The 21,673-nt window shown below is 67.7% G+C and carries 16 protein-coding genes; 6 read left to right on the top strand and 10 right to left on the bottom strand.

The features are described 5' to 3' along the window. Positions 1-37 precede the first annotated feature (37 nt). Both RC1_RS17995 and flgK read right to left on the bottom strand, forming a co-directional pair. A complete protein-coding gene (locus RC1_RS17995; RefSeq protein ID WP_012568878.1) occupies positions 38-1,516 on the bottom strand; it encodes a flagellin N-terminal helical domain-containing protein in 1,479 nt (492 codons plus the stop codon). 19 nt (positions 1,517-1,535) lie between these two features. Beyond that, complete coding sequence (gene flgK, locus RC1_RS17990) at positions 1,536-3,116, bottom strand: flagellar hook-associated protein FlgK (protein ID WP_012568877.1); 1,581 nt, start codon at positions 3,114-3,116, stop codon at positions 1,536-1,538. A gap of 308 nt (positions 3,117-3,424) precedes the next feature. Here flgK and RC1_RS17985 point away from each other — a divergent pair, with 308 nt between their 5' ends. Beyond that, positions 3,425-3,862 (top strand): flagellar biosynthesis repressor FlbT, encoded by a 438-nt coding sequence (locus tag RC1_RS17985; RefSeq protein WP_012568876.1) that lies wholly within the window; start codon positions 3,425-3,427, stop codon positions 3,860-3,862. A gap of 258 nt (positions 3,863-4,120) precedes the next feature. Here RC1_RS17985 and RC1_RS21605 read toward each other — a convergent pair whose 3' ends face one another. The 3 genes from RC1_RS21605 to RC1_RS17975 all read right to left on the bottom strand — a co-directional run bounded on the left by RC1_RS21605 (position 4,121) and on the right by RC1_RS17975 (position 7,786). Further along, on the bottom strand, positions 4,121-4,651 hold the full coding sequence (locus RC1_RS21605) for a hypothetical protein (protein ID WP_012568875.1): 531 nt from the start codon (positions 4,649-4,651) through the stop codon (positions 4,121-4,123). 192 nt (positions 4,652-4,843) lie between these two features. After that, complete coding sequence (locus RC1_RS17980) at positions 4,844-6,793, bottom strand: flagellar hook-basal body complex protein (RefSeq protein WP_272912057.1); 1,950 nt, start codon at positions 6,791-6,793, stop codon at positions 4,844-4,846. Between the two features lie 600 nt (positions 6,794-7,393). After that, a complete protein-coding gene (locus RC1_RS17975) occupies positions 7,394-7,786 on the bottom strand; it encodes a DUF2934 domain-containing protein (protein WP_012568873.1) in 393 nt (130 codons plus the stop codon). A gap of 246 nt (positions 7,787-8,032) precedes the next feature. Between RC1_RS17975 and RC1_RS17970 the strand changes: the two genes are divergently transcribed. Then, positions 8,033-8,626, top strand: coding sequence for a transcriptional regulator (locus RC1_RS17970; protein WP_049766760.1), 594 nt, complete (start codon positions 8,033-8,035; stop codon positions 8,624-8,626). Positions 8,627-8,710: 84 nt separating this feature from the next. On the opposite strand, the gene RC1_RS17965 is transcribed toward RC1_RS17970, so the two are convergent. Then, complete coding sequence (locus RC1_RS17965; protein WP_012568871.1) at positions 8,711-9,805, bottom strand: hypothetical protein; 1,095 nt, start codon at positions 9,803-9,805, stop codon at positions 8,711-8,713. A gap of 341 nt (positions 9,806-10,146) precedes the next feature. Between RC1_RS17965 and RC1_RS17960 the strand changes: the two genes are divergently transcribed. Then, the gene (locus RC1_RS17960; protein ID WP_012568870.1) at positions 10,147-11,325 is read left to right on the top strand and encodes a glycosyltransferase family 4 protein; all 1,179 of its coding nucleotides are present in this window, start codon (positions 10,147-10,149) and stop codon (positions 11,323-11,325) included. A 19-nt stretch (positions 11,326-11,344) separates the two neighbouring features. On the opposite strand, the gene RC1_RS21200 is transcribed toward RC1_RS17960, so the two are convergent. Then, positions 11,345-12,532 (bottom strand): hypothetical protein, encoded by a 1,188-nt coding sequence (locus RC1_RS21200; RefSeq protein WP_012568869.1) that lies wholly within the window; start codon positions 12,530-12,532, stop codon positions 11,345-11,347. 260 nt (positions 12,533-12,792) lie between these two features. Between RC1_RS21200 and RC1_RS21990 the strand changes: the two genes are divergently transcribed. Beyond that, a complete protein-coding gene (locus tag RC1_RS21990; protein WP_012568867.1) occupies positions 12,793-13,860 on the top strand; it encodes a DUF6447 family protein in 1,068 nt (355 codons plus the stop codon). A 51-nt stretch (positions 13,861-13,911) separates the two neighbouring features. Here the strand turns inward: RC1_RS21990 and RC1_RS17945 are convergent, their stop codons facing one another. Genes RC1_RS17945 through RC1_RS17935 form a run of 3 tightly spaced genes read right to left on the bottom strand, consistent with a single transcriptional unit; the run spans position 13,912 to position 19,623 of the window. Beyond that, the gene (locus RC1_RS17945) at positions 13,912-15,315 is read right to left on the bottom strand and encodes an efflux transporter outer membrane subunit (protein ID WP_012568866.1); all 1,404 of its coding nucleotides are present in this window, start codon (positions 15,313-15,315) and stop codon (positions 13,912-13,914) included. A 4-nt stretch (positions 15,316-15,319) separates the two neighbouring features. Then, the gene (locus RC1_RS17940) at positions 15,320-18,454 is read right to left on the bottom strand and encodes a multidrug efflux RND transporter permease subunit (RefSeq protein ID WP_012568865.1); all 3,135 of its coding nucleotides are present in this window, start codon (positions 18,452-18,454) and stop codon (positions 15,320-15,322) included. Positions 18,455-18,474: 20 nt separating this feature from the next. After that, a complete protein-coding gene (locus RC1_RS17935) occupies positions 18,475-19,623 on the bottom strand; it encodes an efflux RND transporter periplasmic adaptor subunit (RefSeq protein WP_012568864.1) in 1,149 nt (382 codons plus the stop codon). A gap of 117 nt (positions 19,624-19,740) precedes the next feature. Between RC1_RS17935 and RC1_RS17930 the strand changes: the two genes are divergently transcribed. Then, positions 19,741-20,460 (top strand): response regulator, encoded by a 720-nt coding sequence (locus RC1_RS17930; RefSeq protein WP_012568863.1) that lies wholly within the window; start codon positions 19,741-19,743, stop codon positions 20,458-20,460. Positions 20,461-20,512: 52 nt separating this feature from the next. Further along, complete coding sequence (locus tag RC1_RS17925) at positions 20,513-21,529, top strand: ATP-binding protein (protein WP_148213499.1); 1,017 nt, start codon at positions 20,513-20,515, stop codon at positions 21,527-21,529. Positions 21,530-21,673: the final 144 nt, after the last annotated feature.

The following is a 21,673-nucleotide window of genomic DNA, read 5'->3' as shown; positions in this document are numbered from 1 at the left end:
TTTACTACCTCTAAGGATAGGGCCGCCCCCACCGGAGTCAGGTCAGGTAGTCCAGGATCGAGGTCTTGTTGAGCGACGCAATGGTGCGATAGCCGGCCTGGAGCTGGGTTTCAGCCAGGTTCAGCCGCGTGGCCACCGTTGCGATGTCGGCTTCCTCGATCTCGCCGACATTGGTGTTGACGATGCCGAGCACGGCCTTGTGCTTCACCTCGAGCTGGTCGAGGTTGCGGCGCACTGCGCCGACCGAGGCGACGGCGGTGTTCAGGTCCTTGCTGCCGGTCTGGAGCATGTCGCGGGCGCTGTGCAGGGCATCGTAATAGCGGGACCGGATTTCGGGGTCGTCGGGCCGCTCCAGGTTGGCGACCATGGCCAGCCCCTGGATGATGTTCCGGAAGTAGCTGGCGTCGGCGCGCACCCCGTAGGTCACGTCCAGATTATCGTCCACCCGCGCCACCATGGGCGCATTGGCGTAGCGCAGGGTCGACGAATAGAGCGTCCCCACCCCGTCCATGCCGGGGTCGTAGGCGAGCGCCGGGTCGCGGACGACACGCTGCATGGCCAGATTGAGCTGCTCGATGTCCGAGGGCACCCGGGTCAGGTTGGCGCCGGGACCGGCGCCGGACGCCGTGGCGGTGGCGAAGTCCTCCGGCACCTGGATGCGCAGCATGGCGCGGCTGTTCGCCGCGGCGTCCAGATCCTCGTCCAGCACGACGTAGGAGCTGAAGGCCGGATCGGCCTGGATCTGCGCCCGCAGGTCGGCGACGATCTCCTCCGTCGTGTCGATGCCGCCACCGACCACCGTGGTCGTGAAGGTGGTGCCGTTCAGGGTCACCGAATAGCTGTCACCCGGAGCGGGGGGCGGCGTGCCGGTCACGTCGAAGACGAAGGCGCCACCCTCCGGCCCCACCCCGTTGAACACGAACTGGGAGTCCGCCGGCGTCGGGCCGGTGGCCAGGGCATCGTCAGCGTCGCCGATTGTGGTGCCGTCCCCGTCGAAGTCCAGGCGCGTGGCTGCGCCGGCCGGGGCGTTCAGGTAGGCCGTGTAGAACCGGTCATAGGTGTCGATGAGGCCGGTCAGGTCGTTGACCGGCGGGGTCGTCTCGTCGCTGGCGGCGAAGACATAGCGTCCCTCCACCTGGGTGTTCAGCAGCGAGTAGATCTGGTCCAGGGCCTGGCGGGCGTTGTCGCGCACGACGGTCGGGTCGCTGATCGTCGTTCCGTCCAGCTTGTTCAGGTCGGAGATCACCGAGGTGACGAGACTGCCGACGCGCTGCATGGCGGTGTCCAGCACCTCCGTCCTGGCCTGCACGAGGTCGATGTTGCGCTGGTAGCTGGTGATGCGCGAGGCCGTCTCGCGCAGGTTCACCGACCGCGCCGCGTCGATGCCAAGACCGCTGTAGACGTCGGTCTTGTAACCGGTGGAGAGCTGCCGCTGGAGGTCCGTCTCCTGCTGCTTCACCAGCCCGGTGTCGCGCAGAATCCGCGTGTACTGCGTGAGCGTGGCGATGGAGGACATGGTTCGATCTCCTTGAGCCTCAGCCGGCGATCCGGAACAGGGAATCGTACATCTGCTCGACGGTGGTGATGACGCGGGACGAGGCCGCGTAGCTGCGTTGCAGCACGGTCAGCATCACGACCTCCTCGTCCAGATTGACCCCGGTCTTGTCGGAGTAGCGGAAATCCAGCTCTTCCTTCATGGCCGTGGCCTCGGTGGCACGGGCCTTGGCCCACCCGGCCTCGCTCGACTGCTTGACCAGGACGGACTGGGCGAAGTCGATCAAGGAGACGTTGGCTGGAATTGAACTGGTCAGATTACGCCGGGGGTTGGCACCCAGCCCTTGCGTGTTGAAGGCGATGTGATTGCTGCCCCCCAGCGTCGTCGTGCCGAAGACATGGTCCACGACATTCTTGAGGAAGATCGTGGAGCCGGCGATCGGGTCGGGTGGCGAGGAGCCGCTGGCCGGCGGCACCTTGGGGGCGCCACCGTCGCCGTAGCGGACCAGTTCGGCATTTTCCATGACGGCCTGTCCCACGCGGATGCGGGAGGCAAAGCCGACATAGAGGATAGGTGGGGCATAATCCACCGACCCCGACACGTCGCCGGGAATGGAGACGCCGTCGGTATCGGTGAACAGGGTCAGCCCGGGGGCGCCATCGTCGGGCGCCGTCTTGCCCTTGAAGCGCACGGCGACCATGTGGGCCAGCTCGTCCAGCTCCGCCTGCATGCGCGGCAGGATATCGTCGCGCAGTTCCAGCAGTCCGCCCAGTTGCCCCCCACGCAGGTCCTGGGTGATGTCAACCCCTGTGTTCGGATCGCCCAGCCGGATCGGGGCGATCCCACCGGCACCCGACGGATCATAATAACTGCTTGCGGCGATCCGCGACGGGGATGTGGACAGGTAGTTCGGCACGCGGTCCAGCAGGGTGGCGCCGCCGCGGGTCATCAGCAGCATCGTGCCGTCGGCCCGTTCCAGGGCGACCACGTCCACAAGTTTCGCCAGGTCACGGATCTTGAGATCGCGGCGGTCCTGCAGGTCTGCTGTCCCCTGCTGGGTCCCCTGGGTCTGGAAGATCTGCCGGTCCAGCTGTGCGATATCGGTCAGAAGCCCGTTGACGGTGTCGATGGTATTGACGATCGCATCCTGTGTCTCCGACCGCTTGTCGATGATCGCGTTGGCGACGGTGTTCATGGATGCCGCGAAGATCTGGGCCGAGTTGACGACATCGGCCTGGAGTTCAACCGATTCCGGTTTCGCCGCCAGGCCGATGAAATCGTCGCGCAGATCCGCCAGACGGGCGCTGATGGATGTCTGAGATTCCGGGCTTCCCTGGAGCTTCTCGATCGAGGAGAGAGTGGTGGAGACGGTTTCCAGATGCGCGGCCTGGCTTTCCCGTTGCAAGAGTTCACGGTAAAGCGCTTGGTCGAAGGTACGCTGGACCTGACCGGTCCGGACGCCCCCGGTGGTGGGGGTGTGGACCTGGGCCTCCTGGGTGACGAACTTGCGGGTGTACCCAGGCGTCTGGATGTTCGACGTGTTCTGAGACACGGTCGCGATATTGTTCTGCGTCGCCCGAAGGCCGCTGATCGCAGAAGATATGGCAACGCTCAGGGACATGCCGCTGGTTCCTCTTTTTCCGGGCAGGAACAAGCAAGGCATGTGCCAGCAGAGAGGCTGCGGAATTCCTGGGGACGGACGGCGGTTCTGGCGACAGCTGACCCGGGGACCGGCAATCCGTGCCGGGGCGGGTCGGCAGGAACTGCCGGGTGTCCGGAGACCTGTCGATCGGCCGCCCTTTCTTCGCACCCGCGACCTTGGGGATGCACCAGCAGGCCGGGCTGGTGTAAGCTCCGCCGCCGGCCCGGTACCCGCAGGGGTGCCGCCCGGGCCGGGCCACCGATTGAATCAGGGGAGTCTGTTCGTCAATGCCGCTGAAGTTGCGCTTGAAGGCCGGCGAGCACCTTGTCGTCAACGGTGCCCTGATCAAGGCCGAGACCTCCGCGACGCTGGTTCTCATGAACCATGCCCGGTTCATGCGGGACCGGCAGATCATGCGCCCGGAGGAGGCCGACAGTCCTGCCCGCCGCATCTACTTCTCGGTGCAGAACACCTATCTGGCCGCTGAGGATGAACGTCCGGCCATGCTGGCCCTGCAGCGGGATCTGGTCCGGGATTTCCATGACGCGACCCGCAACGCCGCGATCCGGGAGAAGCTGGACGAACTCAACCGCCACATCGACGAGGAGGACTACTATCCCGCCCTCCAGCTCGCCCGCGATGTCATCACTTACGAGGATATCGTTCTCGGCCGCGGCCCGGCCTCTGCCGAGCAGATCCCGGCTGGCGGCGAGATGACGGATTGAGGAGGCGCTCCGGTGTTCGGATGCCGCCGATGGCGGTTCCGGCACCTCAAGGAAGCGAACAGCGGGACAGGCGCGTGTCGCCGAATTCTCGAGCAAGGGCAGGAAAGGTGAAAGCCGGACAGCCCGACGCCTCTTGCGCTGCTGCATTCTCCAGAAGCTGTTTCAGAGAGAATGCATCAGAGAAGCCGTGCCCTTCTCTATCGGTCGCTCCATCCGGACACCGATGACGCCCGTTGATGCGACCCGGCAGCGCCACAGTCAGGCATCGACCTCGGTCGATCCCGGCGGGGCGGAGCCTGCCGGACCAGCGGTGGCGTCGCCTCCATTGCCGACAGTTCCGGCAGCGGCACGGGGCGCCGAGACTGGAGAGGAAGCGGGGCCGGGCTGACCGGCCGGTTGAGTGCCAGAGCCCCCCGTCTCCGGAGTGCTGCCGGTGCGCTGGGATGTCCGCGTCAATGGCGCTGGCGACGGATTGCCTGCCGCTGTGCCTGCCAGTTTTTCGGCCGCGCTGCGCAGTTCCTCGTCCCGGGTGATGCGGGCGGCGCGCTCATAGGCGTCGAGCTGGGCCTGGGTCGGAATGCTGCGTTGAAGCTCGCCGTTCTTCAGATCCCGGAACTCGATCACGACGACATTGGCATCGGAATCGAAACGGAGTTTCGGGTTGAAGTAAATCGCCGGTTCGACGGGTGGAATGCCTGTGGTATCTGCAGAATCCGCCCCTGCCCGCGCCGCCGATGGCGGCAGCGGGTCTGATGCCCGCACGGCAGAGATTACGGATCCGACCATCATGGCAAGTCTACCTCCAGCGTCAGAGTAGCGGAGAGGTGGCGACTTGTCCAGCAAGTAAATTTAAAGTTTCAGGCAGGCTAATCTGCGGCCCTCGTCCCGAGGACTCCAGTGTCCCTGACAGCGGCGCGCGGCCGGGCGCCTTCTCAGGCGCGCCCGGCCGCGGGGCGGACGCTCAGCTGTTGCAGGCGCGGATCAGCGGCCCAGGTTCAGCACTTCGACCAGCATGTCGTTGGCCGAGGTGACGACGCGGGTGTTGGCGCTGTAGGCCCGCTGGGTGACGATCAGCTTGGTGAACTCGTCGGCGATGTCGACGTTCGATCCCTCGATGCTGCTGACCACCAGGTTGCCGGCCCCGTTCTCGCCCGCCCCGCTGGCCCGCACGGCGCCGCTGTCGGTCGTGGCGACGTAGGCGTTGCCGTCGGTCTTCTGCATCCCGTTGGGATTGGAGACCTGGAAGATCGGAATCTGCGCCAGGACACGGCTGCGGCCGTTGTCGTAGTTGGCCACCACTTCGCCCGATGCCAGGATCGTCAGATCGCGGAAGGCGCCACGGGTGAAGCCGTCCTGGGTCAGGTTGAAGGTCTCGATGTTCTCACCGGCGAACTGTGTCAGACCGTTCACGCTCGACCCGAACTTGCCGATGTTGAGCCTGATCTCCTGAGGGCCGTTTCCATAGTCCACGGTGAAGGTGATAAAGGCATCGTCGCCCTCTGCCTGTGTTGCAGAGACCTGGGCGTTACCGGAGCCGACATTGGTCGAAGTCAGGCTCTTCAGAACGCCGCCTTCGCCGAACTGCACGGACACATGGGCCGGGGTCTGTCCGCCGGTGGTCGTGTAGGCGCCCATGCCGTTGTTGGCGGCAACCGGGGCGGTGAAGTCTTTCCGGGTCAGCATCAGCCCGGCACCGCTGACGGTCGCGGTGTAGGGGCTGTCGTTGTTCGAGTTGATTTTCGAAGCCAGTTTGGTGGCGATGGTCTTCAGGTCGGGCTCGGTGCCGTCGGTGAGGTAGCTGACCGATTCGGTGCCGCCGCCGAAGGGGATCGTGAACTCGTCGCCCACATCGCCGGCGATGCCGCTCAACGGAAGGAACACCTGCTGCTTGACGCCCGGCACGCCTGCCGTGGTCGGTGTCGCGGCGGCGGCATCATAGCTGGCCTTGAAGGTGAACTGTGTGCCCTCGGTCGGCCCGGTCACGGTGATTGCCGATGTCGCGGGATCGATTGCAAATGTGTAATTGGTGAAGCTGCCGTCCGCATAGATCTGGTTCACCAACTGGCCCGCCACCGAGGCATTGGTGTCGTAGCTCTGTGCCTTGTAGGTGAAAGTCTTGTTGTTGATCGTGATGCTGTAGTCAGTACCGGTGGTCGGCGTGGCGGCGCTGAAGCTCGCGGTGCTGACCTGCTGCACAGGGGTCGTTGACGGAATGATCTGGACCTCAGGCCCGATGGACTGGGGGTTGCCGGTGGACAGCAGGTCGCCTACCGGCTGTAGCGAGCTGCCGGGAGCCTCGACATCCAGGCGCCAGTTGTTGTCACCCTGCTTTCGCCAGTTGAGATTGACAGTGCGGGTCTCGCCGTTGCGGTCGATGATGTTGATCTCCGACGTCGGCAGCGGCTGTTCGGGGTTCGGCGTCAGCGGCAGGTTCGCCGTGAGATTGATGTTCGTCGTCGCCGTCGGATTGTCGATGAGCTGCTGCACCCGGATCGGCTGCGGCGTGCCCCGTTCGACGACGTTGGTTCCGGAACGCAGGCCCCAGCCGTTCAGATAATAGCCGGCGCTGTTGCGCAGATAGCCGTTCTTGTCGAGCGAGAAGTCGCCTGCCCGGGTGAAGTAGGCCTGGCTCTGGAAATTCACGGTGCCGGACACTTCCTCGCCACGGCTGACCTGGAAGAAGCCGCTGCCGGAGATCGCCATGTTCGTGGCGAACTGGGTCTGGGAGACGTTGCCCTGGATGTTGTTCGTGTAGCTGGGGCGCGCCCTGACGCCGCCCGGGCTGTGGACGGACGAGTTCGACTGCGTGATCAGGTTCTGGAAGCTGGTTTCCACCCGCTTGTACCCGATGGTCTGCGAGTTGGCGATGTTATCGGAAATGTGGCCCAGCGACCGGCTCTGAGCGGTCAAACCGCCGACGGCAGTCGTCATCGCGCCGAACACGCTCATTTTCTGTCTCCCATGCTTGAGCAGCGTCTGCCTGCCATCAGCAACCGGCGTGCCAGAGGCGGAATCGAGGGATTCCCGTGTGTTCCGTCGGTTCGGATGGCGGCGGGTCCGGGCGGGCGGCAGTTCTTGCCGGTCAGAATCTTCCGCCGGTCATCGCGGGAGCTGGTACTCCCGGGCTCCGCGCCGGCCATGCAGCAGGTGCCGCTGCCGGCTGTTGGGGCAGCAGGGCCGCCCGGAGGCGGTGGCCTGGCCACATTCTCGTGCGGAGGCCTGCATGGATCGATATGAGGAGCGCCCTGTCCGGCAGGTCGGAGGGAAGATGCCCCCGGATCAGGCATGCACAGAGCAGCCCCGTGGGGGCAGGCCCCGGGGTCAGGATCGGCCGATGAAGCCGGGCAGCGAAGCACCGGCCGGAACAGCAGGGACCGGCGAGGCGCTGTGCCCGGTCTGTCGGGGAACGGGCAGGCAGGGGGGAGCGGCCTGCCCGGACTGCCGTGGCACGGGGATTGTCACGGAAGGGATCGGCGGCGGCTGAGCCGCCGTCATCCCTCCCGCCTGTCCCCGCAGTTTGGCTGTTCTATTCTATTCCGCCGCCTGGGGCAGCAGCGACAGGCGATGCCGGACGATCCGTTCGGCTTCGAGCCAGTGCTCCAGGTCACGCCCGCTCGGCTGGCCGTCGCGCAGCCAGAGCAGGTAGGCCTCCGTGCGGATCTCGTCCAGCAGGTCGGCGGACGCGGTGCTGGTCAGTGCATCGGCCATCGGCGCGATGATCTCGTCATTCGCGGCGGACTTCTTCCTGGCCCCGCGCTTCGGCGTTGACGCCTTGGCGGACGCTGCGGCCGAACTGGCGCGGCGGGTTGCCTGCTTGGCGTCGAGCGCGGCCGGCAGACCGGCCGCCGGCATGTCGACATCGGTGCCCGTGGCGCCGGAGACGATCAGGTCCGGGACGTCGGGGCTGTCGGACTTCTGGGGCATGGGCAACTCTCCATCAGGGGGGAAGCGAGAAGCGCACCGTACCAGCGAGTACGGCGACAATTACGCGCCGCCGCATTGATGCGGGTCAATAGTCTCTAACCCGCGGGCGGTTGCAATTTTGCGACAGCCGGATGAACGGGGTCTCCGGGCGAAACGCCGCGCAGCACCATGACGGGGGCCGGAGGAGGGAGTATGAAGATGTCGGCACCCTGCCCTCCCCGTCCCGTTCTCCCGGACTCTCTTTTCATGGCCCGCCGACCCAGCCGCTCCCGACCTGCCAACCCCGATCAGTTCGATCTGTTCGAGATGCCGGAGGCGACGGCGGTGATGCTGACCTTCTCCGGGCGCACGGTCGATCTGGCGCAACCGGACCTGAGCCGCTTCAGCATCGAGGATATCGCCCGCCCCCTCGCCTTCCAGTGTCGCTTCGTCGGCAATACGACCGACTTCTACAGCGTGGCGCAGCATTGTGTGCTGGCGAGCCGGCTGGCCCCACAGGGCTTCGAGTACGAGGCGCTGCTGCACGATGCGGAAGAGGCGTTCACCGGCGACTGGCCCACCCCGTGGAAAGTCCGTATCGGGCGGGAGATGATCGAGGCGGCGATCGCGCCGGTGAAGCGGGCCGTCGCCGCCCGTTTCGGGCTGCGCTATCCGCAGCCGCGCGAGGTCAAGATCGCCGATCAGCGGGCCTTGGCGACGGAACTGCGCGACCTCTGCGCCCCCCATCGGGTCAACTGGAAGGATCTGCCCCCTCCCAGTGCCATGCCCATCGTGGCGCTGCCCCCGGCGGCGGCCATGCAGGCGTTCCTGGAGCGGTACGAGGAGCTGCGTCCGCGGTGAGGTTCGCCGGAGCCGCCGGACGGCATGGCCGCAATGCCATGCCGGCATGCCAGCATGGCATTGCGGCACCATGCTGGCCTGATGTCAGCGCAGCACGTCATGCAGGAGGGAGAACAGCTCCTCCAGTTCCTCCGAGCGCAGGCGCTTTTTCGGATTCCCGCGGGTGAAGCTGTCGAAGATCTCGATGGAGTGGTCGATCTTATTGAAAGCCGATCCCATATCGAAATAATAGCGTCGGCAGTTCATCAGGAATTTCTGGAAATCGCCTGCGGACTTTTTCTGGATGAACAGCGTGTCGTAGCTTTCCTTGTATTCCCCAACGATGGAGGAAACCCCGCGCCAGGCGTCACGGAGATTCCCCTTTACGACATCGCACTGGCCTTCGATCTGGAGGCGCAGGCTCTGAGCCACGAAATCGGCCGGGCCGGAATGGTCCTTGAGCCAGCCCGCCAGATCGCGGATCGCGTCGTAGCGGCGGAAATACTGGAATTCGAAGAAGGTGACGCCCTTCCAGGCAAAGATGATCTCGTTGCCCTCGCTGAGGGGGATCGAGAGGGCCGACAGCAGCGGGAACAGGCTGGAGATGTCCGAGCCGTCCCAGATGCGCTCGATGAAGTCATCCACCCGCCGGACCGTCGCCGCCGACCTGTTGCTCAGCCCGAACTCGATCATCGGCAGGATCTTGCGCCGGACATGGTTCCGGATCGCCTGCCATTCGTCGTCGGTGATGCGCAGATAGGCGTCCGGGACGGTGACGTCATAGCGTTGGAAAGTCGTCTTCAGCAGAAAGGGGTCAAGCGACGGCGACTCCTTGAGCACGCGCAGGATCGCCTTGTCCGTGCCGGTGTCCGTGTGGCCTGTCGTGCCGAAGCTGTGGGCGAATTCCCGGATGACGGCGTCGAAGCGGCTGTCGTTCAGCGAGACGGAGGCGCCGCCCTCCAGGATCCGGTCGGCGTCGTAGGGGAAGTACAGCATCGTGTCGATGACCGGCTCGCCCGGGCGGCCGGCCTTGCCGTCCAGCGCGGGCTCCTTGAAGAAGACCCCGTAGTTGAGCGGCCGCACGGAAAACAGCCGTGCCGGTTCCGTGCCGGCCGCGGCGGACTGCCGGGTGATCTCCAGGACATTGAAGACCTTGGACGAACCGGATGTCAGTGTCAGCTTGAGGAGCTTCTTGTCCATGCCATGGCGCTGCTGGGAGGGACGCCCGGGCGGGCGCAGGACAGAATCGCCGGGCCGATACCATCATTGGCAGCGGTATCGGCCTGCGGACAGTATGGAATACCGAGCCGGGGTGTCCAGCAGCGTACCGGGCTGCCAGTGCGGCGGCGCACGGGCCGGGGGCTCTGGAATCAGAGCGCTGACATGCCAGCATCATGGCACGCCATGATGCCGGCAGGCTGATCTGGAGGCACTGCGGCAGGGCAGCGTGCCCGTCCCTTTCCGCCTGACGCCACGGGCAGGCGCTTGGCAAGCCACCGCTTCGCGCGTAGAAGCGGGCGGTTCCGCGGAAGGGGATTTCCATGCTGGATGAGGCCGAAGCGATGCCGGCAGCCGACGCGGGCGCCCGGACCGTGCCCGAGCAGCGGCCGCTGCTTCTCTTCCTGGTGACCGAGGACTGGTATTTCTGTTCGCATCGCCTGCCGGCTGCCCGGGCCGCGCGTGACGCCGGGTTCCGGGTGGCCGTCGCCACCCGCGTCGCCCGCCACAGCAGCGCCATCGAGGCGGAGGGCTTCGAGCTGCATCCCCTGCCCTGGGTCCGGCGCAGCCTGAATCCGCTGGCGGCCCTGCGCGACGTGCTGGCGATCGCCCGGCTCTATGCCCGGCTGAAGCCGGATGTCGTCCATCACGTTGCGGTGAAGCCGGCCGTTCTGGGGGGCATCGCGGCGGTTCTGGCCGGCGTGCCCGGGGTCGTCACCACCCTGGCCGGCCGCGGCCTGCTGCTGCAACGGGAGGACGGCGCCGGCCGTCTGGCCGGGGTCCTGCTACGGGCCCTCCTGCGGGCGGTCGGGCTGGGACGACGGACGCAGGTCATCGTGCAGAACCGGGACGATCTGGCGTGGCTGGGCCGTGTCCCGGCGACCCTGATCCGCGGCTCCGGCGTTCCGCTTGACCGCTTCGTTCCGCTTCCCCTGCCTCCGGAGGGGGCGCCGTTCATCCTCGCGCAGGTCTCCCGGATGCTGACGATCAAGGGCGTGGACGTGCTGGTCGAGGCCGTGCGGCGGGTCCGCGCCCGCGGGCTGGACGTGCGCCTGATCCTGGCCGGAGAGCCGGACCGGGAGAGCCACGCCGCCATCAGCGCCGCCACGCTGGAGAGCTGGGCGCGGGAGCCGGGCATCGAGTGGGCGGGCCATGTCGGCGATGTCCGCACCGTCTGGGCCCGCGCGCATCTTGCCGTGCTGGCGTCACGCGGCGGCGAGGGCGTGCCCATGTGCCTGCTGGAAGCGGCGGCATGCGGCCGGCCCCTGCTGGCCACGGACATTCCCGGCAGCCGGGAGGTGGCGCAGGCCGGACGCAACGCGATCCTGGTGCCACCTGCTGATGCCGACGCCCTGGCCGGGGCTGTCGCCGCCCTTGCCGCTGACAGGACCCGGCTGGAGACGCTGGCGGCGGCCAGTCGTGCCGTCGTCGATCCTGACTTCGGGGCGGCGGCGGTGGCTGCGGCGACGGTCGCCGTCTACCGGGCACTGCTGGACCGCTGAAGCCGGCGCGGGACGTTGCTCAGGGCTTGTCCAGCCGGGCGGCCAGACGGCGCAGCACGGCGTCCACCTCCGCCGCGGCATCGTCCAGTCCGCGGGTGTCCAGCCCGCTCAGATCCAACCGGGCGCGGCTCCAGGACAGATCCGCGGGACCGCCCGCCCTGCCCTTCGTCGCGGTCTTCGCCGTAAGGGGCCGGGCCGATTGCTGCCGGAGCGGCGCCAGATCGGTCAAGGCATAGAGCTTGTGCGTGCCGCGGCCGGACAGCTCCACGACCAGCCCCAGCGCCTCCAGTTTATCCAGCATCTTGCCGGCGCCGCGGGGGGAGCAGCTCGGCAGCGGGGGCGTGCTGGCAGGCCCCGCCGGGGGAGAGCGTCGTGGATCGCGCCCGCCCGAGAGTGCCCGCGCCACGCCTTCCGGGTTGACGGCCGGCGCCAGGGCCAGCAGGTCCACGACCTGGGGCAGGCGGGAATGGCTGCGGCTGTGCGCCTCCGCCGTGCTGCGCGCAGCGTGCCAGCAGCGTTCCAGATCCAGCAGCAGGCCGAGCGCCTGCCCCGCTTCGGTGCACACACCGTCCAGGAAGGTCGCCACCCAGCGGCCGGTCGGCTGTTCCCAGGCGCTCCGCCCCCGCAGCGCCGCGGCCCCCAGCAGCAGCGGACACTCCGCCCGCAGCAGGCCGCGGCGCATGAGAAAGCGCGGCAGGGCGGCCCAGAGCGCAGGGCGCTCCCCGCCGCGCTCGATCCAGCGCCGCAGTCCCAGGGCAGCGGCGATCAGTGTCGGCATCTCCCCCGCGTCCCGGTCCAGGCCGGCCAGGGCGGCTGCGATACGCTCGCCTGTCGGCCCGTCCGCATCCGCTCCGGTCTCCCCGTCGCCTGCGGCGCTGTCGGATCGCGCCGGTGCCGACCAGTGCAGCAGGCGCAGCGCATGCGCCGTGGCGCCGCCATCGCGGCTGCTCTCCGCCGGCCCGGTGGCCCCGAGGGCCGCCGGTGCCTCGGGCCGCAGGCCCAGGGCTGCGGCGCCCAGTCGGGCCGGATCGACCCGGATGCCGTCCAGTCCGGCCTGGGTGACCGCGGCGGCGATGCGGACCCGGAAGTGCCAGGCCGGCAGCAGCGGGCAGCCGATCAGTGCCCCGTCCAGCCGGGCGACGGCCGCCACCGCCTGTTCCAGCGGGCGGGCCAGGGAGGAGAGAAGGGCCGGCGACAGGGCGGTCATCGTGTCGGGAACATGGGCGGAAGGGGCTCCGACCGGGTGTGCGCCAACAGATCGGCATTGTCAGCCCCTTTGTCAGCCCCTTCTGCCACCCGGAACACCCCCGGGTGCTGGGCCGGGCGGGGACATTCTTCGGCTGTCCGCCGGTCCCTTTTCCGGGGTCCGTAAATCCTGTATTGACCGTCGCCCTGCGAAGAAGACCGTGGCGGCCGACAGGGGCGCTCCGGTCCGCAGCATCGTGAAACACAGCGGCCAGGAATCCCGTGCAGGCGCTTTCCCTTCTGACCCAGGAACCCGCCCCGGTGACGCCGGATGCAGCGGCCCGCACGGCCCGCTTCCTGCTGCCCCGCCTGGCGATACTGGAGAGTTTCTTTCTGGGGGTTCGGGCGGAGGTGGATACTGATCTCGCCGGCCACCTCACCTCCCCGTCCGGAAAGCCCTATCCTCTCGGCTGCTGCCGGGAGATCACGCTGTGCGCCCTGGAAAAGCTCCGCGCCCGGATCGCCGCCTCCGGGTGCGAGGCCAGCCGTGCGCTGGCGGATTTCATCCGGGACGGCGGGGAACTCCGCTGCGTCTGGGGCATCCTGCGGGACCGGTATTTCCAGACGGCTCTCCAGCTCGACGGTCTTTATGTGGACGTGGCCAACGACACGGTGACGGTCACCAAGCCGAAGGTCGAGATTCTGCCGATGGAGGAGTCCGGGATGGCGGCGGTGCAGGATGCCGCGCATTTCGCCCGGATCGCGGAAGCCTACTGGGGACTGCGGATCTACGCGAACACGGCGCTGCCCTCGCTCGCCCCGCTGCTGCCGATGATCGGTGCCGCCCCGGGGCAACGCCCGGGGCTGCTGTCCGCCACGGTCTACATGGTGGGACTGTTCTGCCGCGACCGCTTCCGGAGTGCCGAGGCCTGGCTCTGCAGTGCGCCCGAACCGCCGCCGGAGATCGTGGCCGACCTCCAGCGGCGCCATGGGCTGGAGCCCGGCGACACGGCCAGCGGCCGGCAGGCGGCGGTAGAGGCCTGCCGGTCCTATCGGGCGTCGGACTGCGCATTCGATACGGTCTGGATCACCGGGTTCCTGGAGAGGCTGGCCGGAAAGACAACGACAGAGGAAGCCACGATGACCCCGAAGCCGAGCATCGTCACTATCGACGGTCACCCTTACGATCTGACCACCCTGTCCGAAGAGGCGCGGACCCAGCTTGCCGGCCTTCAGGCGGCCGATCAGGAGATCGCCCGACTGAAGACCCGCCTCGCCATCGCGCAGACGGCCCGCGCCGCCTATGCCACGGCGCTGAAGGCCGAACTGGAGAAGAGTCCTCGCCTGTAGCGGTTCAGAGAGAATGACCAGCGTCAGCAGCGCGATCCTGGCTGGGGGCCTTCATTCGGCGGCTGATGCTGTGCCGCCGCCCAAGGCCTTGTATAAGCTGATGGCGTTGCCGATTTCATCGCGCTTCAGGTCCAATCGGGTCTGGCGCGCGGCGTAAAGCTGGCGTTGGGCGTCCAGCAGTTCCAGGCGCCCTTCCAGGCCGGCGCGATACCGGAGGGTGGACAGGGCGAGACGCCGTTCGGCCGAGGCCACGGTGCGGTTCTGGGCCTCGATCTGGCGGCCATAGGTGGCACTGCCGGCCAGACCGTCGGCAACCTCCCGGAACGCCGTCTGGATGGCCCGCTCATACTCGGCGATGGCTTCGGACTTGCGGATCTCAGCCAACCTCAACTCGGCCCGTAGCTGGCCGCCCATGAACAGGGGCTGGGTGATCTGGGGGGTGAAGCTCCAGCCCCGCTGCTCGCCGTCGAACAGGCGGCCCAGGATCGGGCTGGCATATCCCAGCGAAGTGGTCAACGACAGCCGCGGGAAGAAGGCGGCGCGCGCCGCACCGATGTCGGCGTTGGCGGCCACCAGATCATGCTCCGCCTTACGGATGTCGGGTCGGCGGGTCAGCAGGTCCGAAGGCAATCCGGCAGGCAGGCGGGTCCGCACCGCGTGCCCGTCCAGCGGCCATGGCGGCGGCAGCTCGTCGGGCAGCTCCGCGCCCACCAACAGAATCAAGGCGTTGGTGGCGCGCGCCAGTGTCCGCGCGCGCTCTTCGAGATCGGCCTCGGCGGTGGCGGCCTGGCCTTCCGCCTGGGCCACGTCGAGGTCGCTGTTCTGGTCGGCGGCCTTGAGCCGGCGCGCCAGATCCAGGGACTGCCGCCAGTCATCCAGGGTGCGACGGGCCAGATCCAGTTGTTCCTCGGCGAGCCGCTCGGCGAAATAGGCGTCGGCCACCGTGCCGACCAGTGCGATCTGGACCGCCCGGCGCCCTTCCTCGCTGGCCAGATAGCGGGCGAAAGCAGCGTCCGACAGCGACCGGACCCGGCCGAACAGGTCGATCTCGAAGGCGCTGACGCCGATGTCCAGGGTGTGCTGAGTCTGGATGCGCCCGTCGGTGGCGGGATCGGCCTGCGGGTCGGCGGCGATCCGCTGGCGGGTGACGCCGCCCGTGGCGTTGACCGCGGGCAGTCGGGCGGCCCGCTGGATGGTGTACTGCGCCTGTACCGCCTCGACGTTCAGGGCCGCCAGCCGCAGGTCGCGGTTGTTCCGCAAGGCCAGCTCGATGAGCCGTTGCAGGCGCGGATCGCCGAACATGACGCGCCAGTCCAGATCGGCGGCAGGCTCGCCATCGGCAACGGTCACCGGGGACGGGTAGGCATCCGGCACCGGCAGGCCCGGTTTGACCGGATCGGGTGTCAGGGAACAGGCGGACAGCGCCAGCGACAGTGCAAAGATGGTCAGACGCATGACATCAGTCCTGACGCTGCGGGGCGGCGCGACGGCCAGCGTGCAGCCAGCCGTGCAGCTTTTTCTGGCCGCCCATGACGAAGACGAAGAAGGCGGGTACGAAGAACACCGCCAGCACGGTGGCGCACAGGATGCCGCCGAACACGCCGGTACCGATGGCGTTCTGGGTCTCGGCGCTGGCCCCCTGGGCGAGCATCAGCGGCACCACGCCCAGGCCGAACGCCAGCGAGGTCATCAGGATCGGGCGTAACCGCAGTCGTGCCGCCGTGACCGCCGCGTCCAGCAGTTCCTTGCCCTCGGCATGCAGTTGCCGGGCGAACTCGACGATCAGGATGGCGTTCTTGGCCGACAGGCCGATCACCGTGATCATGCCGACCTTGAAGAAAATGTCGTTGGGCATGCCGCGCAGCATCACCGCCGCCACCGCGCCCAACAGGCCCAGCGGCACCGCCAGCATCACCGACAGCGGGATCGACCAGCTTTCATACAGCGCCGCCAGCACCAGGAAGACCACCAGCATGGACAGCGCCATCAACAACGGCGCCTGCGCTGCTGACTGACGTTCCTCCAGCGACTGGCCGGTCCATTCCAAGGCAAATCCGGCGGGCAACCGGGTGGCGAGCCGTTCCATCTCGGCCATGGCCTCGCCATTGGACACGCCGGGAGCCGGGCCGCCGGAAATGCGGGCGGAGGGGAAGCCCTGGTAACGGACGAGTTGCAGCGGCGTGTCTTCCCATACCGGCGTCACCACCTCGGACAACGGCACCATGCCGCCGCTGGAATTGCGCAGGTACAGCCTCAGCACGTCCTCCACCTGCATGCGGGCGGGGGCGTCGGCCTGGAGGATCACCTGCTGCATCCGCCCGGCATTGGGGAAATCGTTGACGTACAGCGAGCCCATGGCCGCGGCCAGGGTGTCGCTGATGGTGGTGAACGGCACCCCCAGAGCTTCGGCCTTCTGCCGGTCAATATCCAGGCGGACGCTGGCACCGTCGGGCAGTCCGTCGGAATAGACGCCGTAGACGACCGCGCTCTGGGCCGCCAGTTCCAGCAATTTCGCCTCGGCGGCCTTCAGTGCCGCCTCACCATGGCCGGCGCGGTCCTGAAGGCGCAGGTTGAAACCGGATGAGGTCCCCATCTCCTCGATGGCTGGCGGCAGAAGGCTCATGACCGTGCCGTCGGTGGCGTCGGCCATGGCCTGCTGCGCGCGCCGGGCTTCGTCGGCTGTGGTGGCGCCGCCGCGCTGATCCCAGTCCTTGAGCATGGTGAAGGCGAGCGCGGTATTGGCGCCCGAGCCGGAAAAGCCGAAACCCAGGATCGACAGGGTCGAGTCCACCGCCGGCCGCGCGGCGGCATGGGCTTCGAACCTGCTGACCAGATCCAGCGTGCGTTCCTGGGTGGCGTCCGACGGCAACTGGAACGAGGTCATGAAATAGCCCTGGTCCTCCTCGGGCAGGAAGGCCGAGGGCAGTACCAGGAAGCCCAGGCCCAGCAGCACGACGATGACCGCGAACGCGGCCATCATCCGGCCGGTGCGACGGACCAGGGCGGCAACGCGGGTTTCATAGGACCGGGTGAGATGGTCGAACCGGCGGTTGAACCAGCCGAAGAAGCCGCCTCTGGCATGGTGGCCGGGATCCACGGGCTTCAGCAGGGTGGCGCACAGGGCCGGGGTCAGGCTGAGCGCCAGGAAGGCCGAGAACAGGATGGAAACCGCCATGGAAAGGGTGAACTGTCGATAGATCACCCCGACCGAGCTCCCGGCCAGCGCCATGGGGATGAACACCGCCGTCAGCACCAGGGTGATGGCGATCACCGCGCCGGTGATTTCCTTCATCGCCTTCACGGTCGCGTCCTTGGGCGACAGTCCCTCGGACGCCATCAGGCGCTCGACGTTTTCCACCACCACGATGGCGTCGTCGACAATGATGCCGATGGCCAGGACCATGCCGAACATGGTCAGCACGTTGATCGAGAAGCCGGCCACCAGCATGACGGCGAACGTCCCCAGCAACGCGATCGGGGCAACGATGGCCGGAATCAGGGTATAGCGGATGTTCTGCAGGAACAGCAGCATGACCAGGAACACCAGCACCATGGCTTCAACCAGGGTCTGGATGACCTTTTCGATGGAAATCCTGACGAAGGGCGCGGTGTCGAACGGGGTCGTATAGGTCACGCCCGCCGGCATGACGCGGCTGAGTTCGGCCAGGCGCGTCTTCACGCTTTCGGCCGTGCGCACGGCGTTGGCGCCCGGCGACAACTGCACGGCGGCGACGGCGGCGGCCTGTCCGTTCTCGCGGTTGGCGAAGCTGTAGGTCTGCGCCCCCAGTTCCACCCGCGCCACATCGCCCAACGTCACCTTGGAGCCGTCGGCATTGGCGTGCAGTACGATCGCGGCGAATTCCTCGGGCGTCTGCAACTGGCCCTGCACCGTCAGGGGAATGCTCACCCGCTGTCCCGGAATGGTCGGCGCATCGCCGACCCGACCGGGCGCGATCTGGGTGTTCTGCTGGGTGATGGCTGCCGACAGGTCGGCCATGGTCAGGCCGAAGGAGACCAGCCGCAACGGGTCCACCCAGATGCGCAGGGCCTGTTCGGCGCCGAACAACTGCACGCGCCCCACCCCGTCGATGCGGCGCAGTTCCTCGATGATGTTGCGGGCCAGATAGTCGCTGAGTGTCGTCTCGTCGAACCGGCCATCCTCGGATCTCAGGCTGACCAGCATCAGGAAGCCGGAGTCGGCGGATTCCACGGTCAGCCCGTTCTGCCGGACCGCCTGCGGCAGCCGTGGTTCAATGGCTTTCAGGCGGTTCTGCACATCCACCTGCGCCATCTCGGGGTCCGTACCCGGCTTGAAGGTGACGGTCACCTGGGCCGTGCCCGAGGTGTCGGCCGAGGATTCGAAATACAGCAGGTTCTTGACGCCCGACAGTTCGCGCTCGATCAGTCCCAGCACGGAATCGTTCATGGTCTGGGGTGCTGCGCCGGGATAGCTGGCGTAGATGCTGACCGTGGGCGGCGCCACCGAGGGATAGCGGGCGATGGGCAGTTGCGGCAGGGCGATCAGGCCCAGCAGGATGATGAACAGGGCGACGACCCAGGCGAAGACCGGGCGGTGGATGAAGAAATGCGGCATGGGGCGGTGCTCCTGGCGTCTCAGCGCGCGGCCATGTCGGCCGGCTGCCAGTCGTGCGGCGTGACCACGGCGCCTTCACTCAGCCGCTCCGATCCTTCGACCACGATCCGCTGTCCGGCCTTGAGACCCGCGCGGATGCGATAGCGGCGCTCGATCAGTTCTCCCAGGTCCACCGGCTGGGCGTGCACCGCGTCACCCTCGCCGATCACCCAGACCAGCGGCTTGCCGCCGATACGGACGACCGCCTGCTGCGGCACCATCAGGGCATCGTCGTAACTGGCGCGCGGCACCCGGGCGCGCACGAACATGCCGGGCAGCAGGTCGCGCCGGGCGTTGTCCACCAGCACGCGCAACAGCACGTCACCCGTTCCCGCATCGACGCTGATGCCGGAAAACAGAATCCGGCCGCTGGCCCCGTAGGGAGCGCCGCCGCTGCGCAACACCGTGACCGGCAGACCCGCATTGCGGTCGGCCTGCCGCGAGGCCAGGGCATCGCGCACCGCATCGAGCGAGGCGGCCGGCTGGCGCACGTCCACATAGACCTGATCGACCTGCTGGATGCGGGCCATCGGGCTGGCGTCGGTGGGTGACACCAGCGCACCTTCGGTGACCAGGGCCTGGTCGATGCGGCCCGAGATCGGCGCATCCACCGTGGCGAATTTCAGATCCAACTGACGGCGCGCCAGGGTCGCGCGGGCCTGGGCGACGTCCGCCGCCGCCTGATCGCGCTGTGATACGGCGTCGTCATAGGTCTGGCGGCTGATCGCCTCGGCCTGCGCCAGCGGCTGCAGGCGTCGGGTCTGCACCTGCGCCTGGGCCAGGGCCGCTTCGGCGCGTTGCAATGCGGCGGCCGCCATCGCGGCGTCGGCCTTGAACGGAGCGGGATTGATCTGGAACAGCGGGGCGCCCGCCCGGATTTCCGTGCCTTCTTCGAACAGGCGCTGCTGGACGATGCCGCTGACCTGGGGACGGATTTCCGCCACGCGCAGGGCGGCGACACGCCCCGGCAGGTCTTTGGTCAGGTCCACCCGGGCCGGAACCAGCGTCATCACCGCCACCGGCGCGGGCGGCGGTGGCGGTTCGGGAGCCTCGGCGTCGCAGCCGGCGAGCGCGAGCACCACCGTGGCAAGCAGCACGCTGCCGCGGAACAGACGTTCGGTACCCATCATCGGCCCTTCTGGGGTGGAGAACGCAAAAGAGCGCGCACCCTAGGCCGGCAGGATGGCGTTTCCGTCGAGCCTTTGTGGAGATAGAGTGGAGGTGGAATCCAACCGCGCGGACCTGGCATGCCCCACTCGATCGCCGAGCCACAGTCCCTGGTGTTGATCGCGGAGGATGAACCGGAGATCGCCGACATCCTGTCCGCCTATCTGCAGCGGAGTGGCCTGCGCGGCGTGCACGCAGCCGATGGCCGCCGTACCTTGGACCTGCACCTGTCGCTCAAGCCGGACCTGATCGTGCTGGATGTGCAGATGCCCTGTGTGGACGGCTGGCAGGTGCTGTCGGAAGTGCGCCGCCGCGGCAACACGCCGGTCATCATGCTGACCGCCCTGGATCAGGACATCGACAAGCTGATGGGATTGCGGATCGGTGCCGACGATTACGTGGTCAAGCCGTTCAACCCGGCGGAAGTGGTCGCCCGTATCCAGGCGGTGCTGCGCCGTGCCCGCCCCGGCGGCGACCAGCCGACCCGGCGCTTCATCCGGCTCGGGCGGTTGCAGGCCGACCTGGAAAGCCACGAGATCGCCGTGCAGAATGACGGCCGTTTCCTGCCCCTCCCGCTGACTCTGACCGAGTTCAGGCTTCTGGTCCATCTGATGCGGGCGCCGCACCGGGTCTTCGGGCGTGAGGAATTGCTGGTCGCCTGCCTGCCCGAGGGCGAGGCCCTGGAACGCACGGTGGACAGCCACGTCAGCAAGCTGCGCAAGAAACTGGAAGCCGTCGGGCTCGGGGGCATTCCGGCCAGCGTGCGCGGGGTCGGCTACCGGCTGGGAAGCGTGTCTTGAGGACCGTGCCTTGAGGGAAGCCGGGAGTCTGAGCCGCCGGATCATCCGGTCCATGGTTGCCCTGGCCCTGGGCACCACCTTGCTGACGCTCCTGGGATCCTATGCCTTCTACGCCGCGTGGTTCCTGTTGTCCCCGAACAGCTTCCCAGGCCCCGACAGCACCAGCGATTGGCTTCCGACGCCGCTGGAATGGGGCTGGATGGCCCTGACCGTTGCCGTGGCGCTGGGGGCCGCCATTCTGTTCGCACTGAAACTGTCGAGGCCGATCGTCACGCCGCTCAACGCGGTGGCGGAAAGCCTGCGCCAGGTGGCGCAGGGCAACCTGTCGGTCCGCGCCGGCAGCGATGGTCATCCGCACGGCGAGGCAGCCCAACTGGTGCGTGACTTCAATGCCATGGCTGAACGCCTGGAACGCATGGAGCGCGAACGCCGGTTCTGGAACGCGGCCATCGCCCACGAACTGCGCACCCCGGTGACGGTGCTGCGCGGTCGCCTGCAAGGGCTGAACGACGGCGTGTTCGAACCGGCCCCGGCCCTGTTCCGCTCATTGTTGACCCAGGTCGAGGGGCTCGGCCGGTTGATCGAGGATCTTCGGCTGCTCGGGCTGGTCGAAAACGGGCGGCTGGACCTGCGGCTCGAACTGACCGACCTGGAGACGGAGGTGGCGGCGGTGGTGCGGGCCATCGAGCCCAGCCTGCGCGAAGCGGGCTTCATCGTCTCCTGCCATGTGGACGCGCAGCCGGTGCTGTGCGATCCGGTCCGGATGCGTCAGGCATTGCTGGCGCTGCTGGAAAATGCCCTGTGTCACGCTGTTCCCGGGCCGTTGCACATTCAGGTTCAGGTCAGTCAGGGAAGCTGCCACCTGCTGGTGGAGGATTGCGGTCCCGGCGTGCCTGAAGCCCTGGCAACCCGGATCTTCGAGGCGTTTCAGCGGGGCGAAACCCACGGCCACGGCAGCGGGGTGGGGTTGGCGGTGGTCCGGGCCATCGCCCGCACCCATGGCGGCGATGTGACCTGCCGCCCGTCGGCGCTGGGCGGCAGCGCGTTCGATCTCTACTGGCCGGTCTGAAGGCGTATGGACGCAAGGGGCGCGCCCCAGGGCGTGGTGTCGGGGCTGAGTGTCGACGGAGCGCAGTGACAGGCCGGGCTCGCCCCGGCGGCAACCGCCCCCATTGTGAACAGATCGACCGGTTTGGTTCCCGGCGGCACCCCT

Origin of the sequence: Rhodospirillum centenum SW, assembly GCF_000016185.1 — a bacterium.
Classification (GTDB): domain Bacteria; phylum Pseudomonadota; class Alphaproteobacteria; order Azospirillales; family Azospirillaceae; genus Rhodocista; species Rhodocista centena.
The sequence above is the reverse complement of the archived record's forward strand: the minus strand, read 5'-3'. Positions and strand labels throughout refer to the sequence as shown.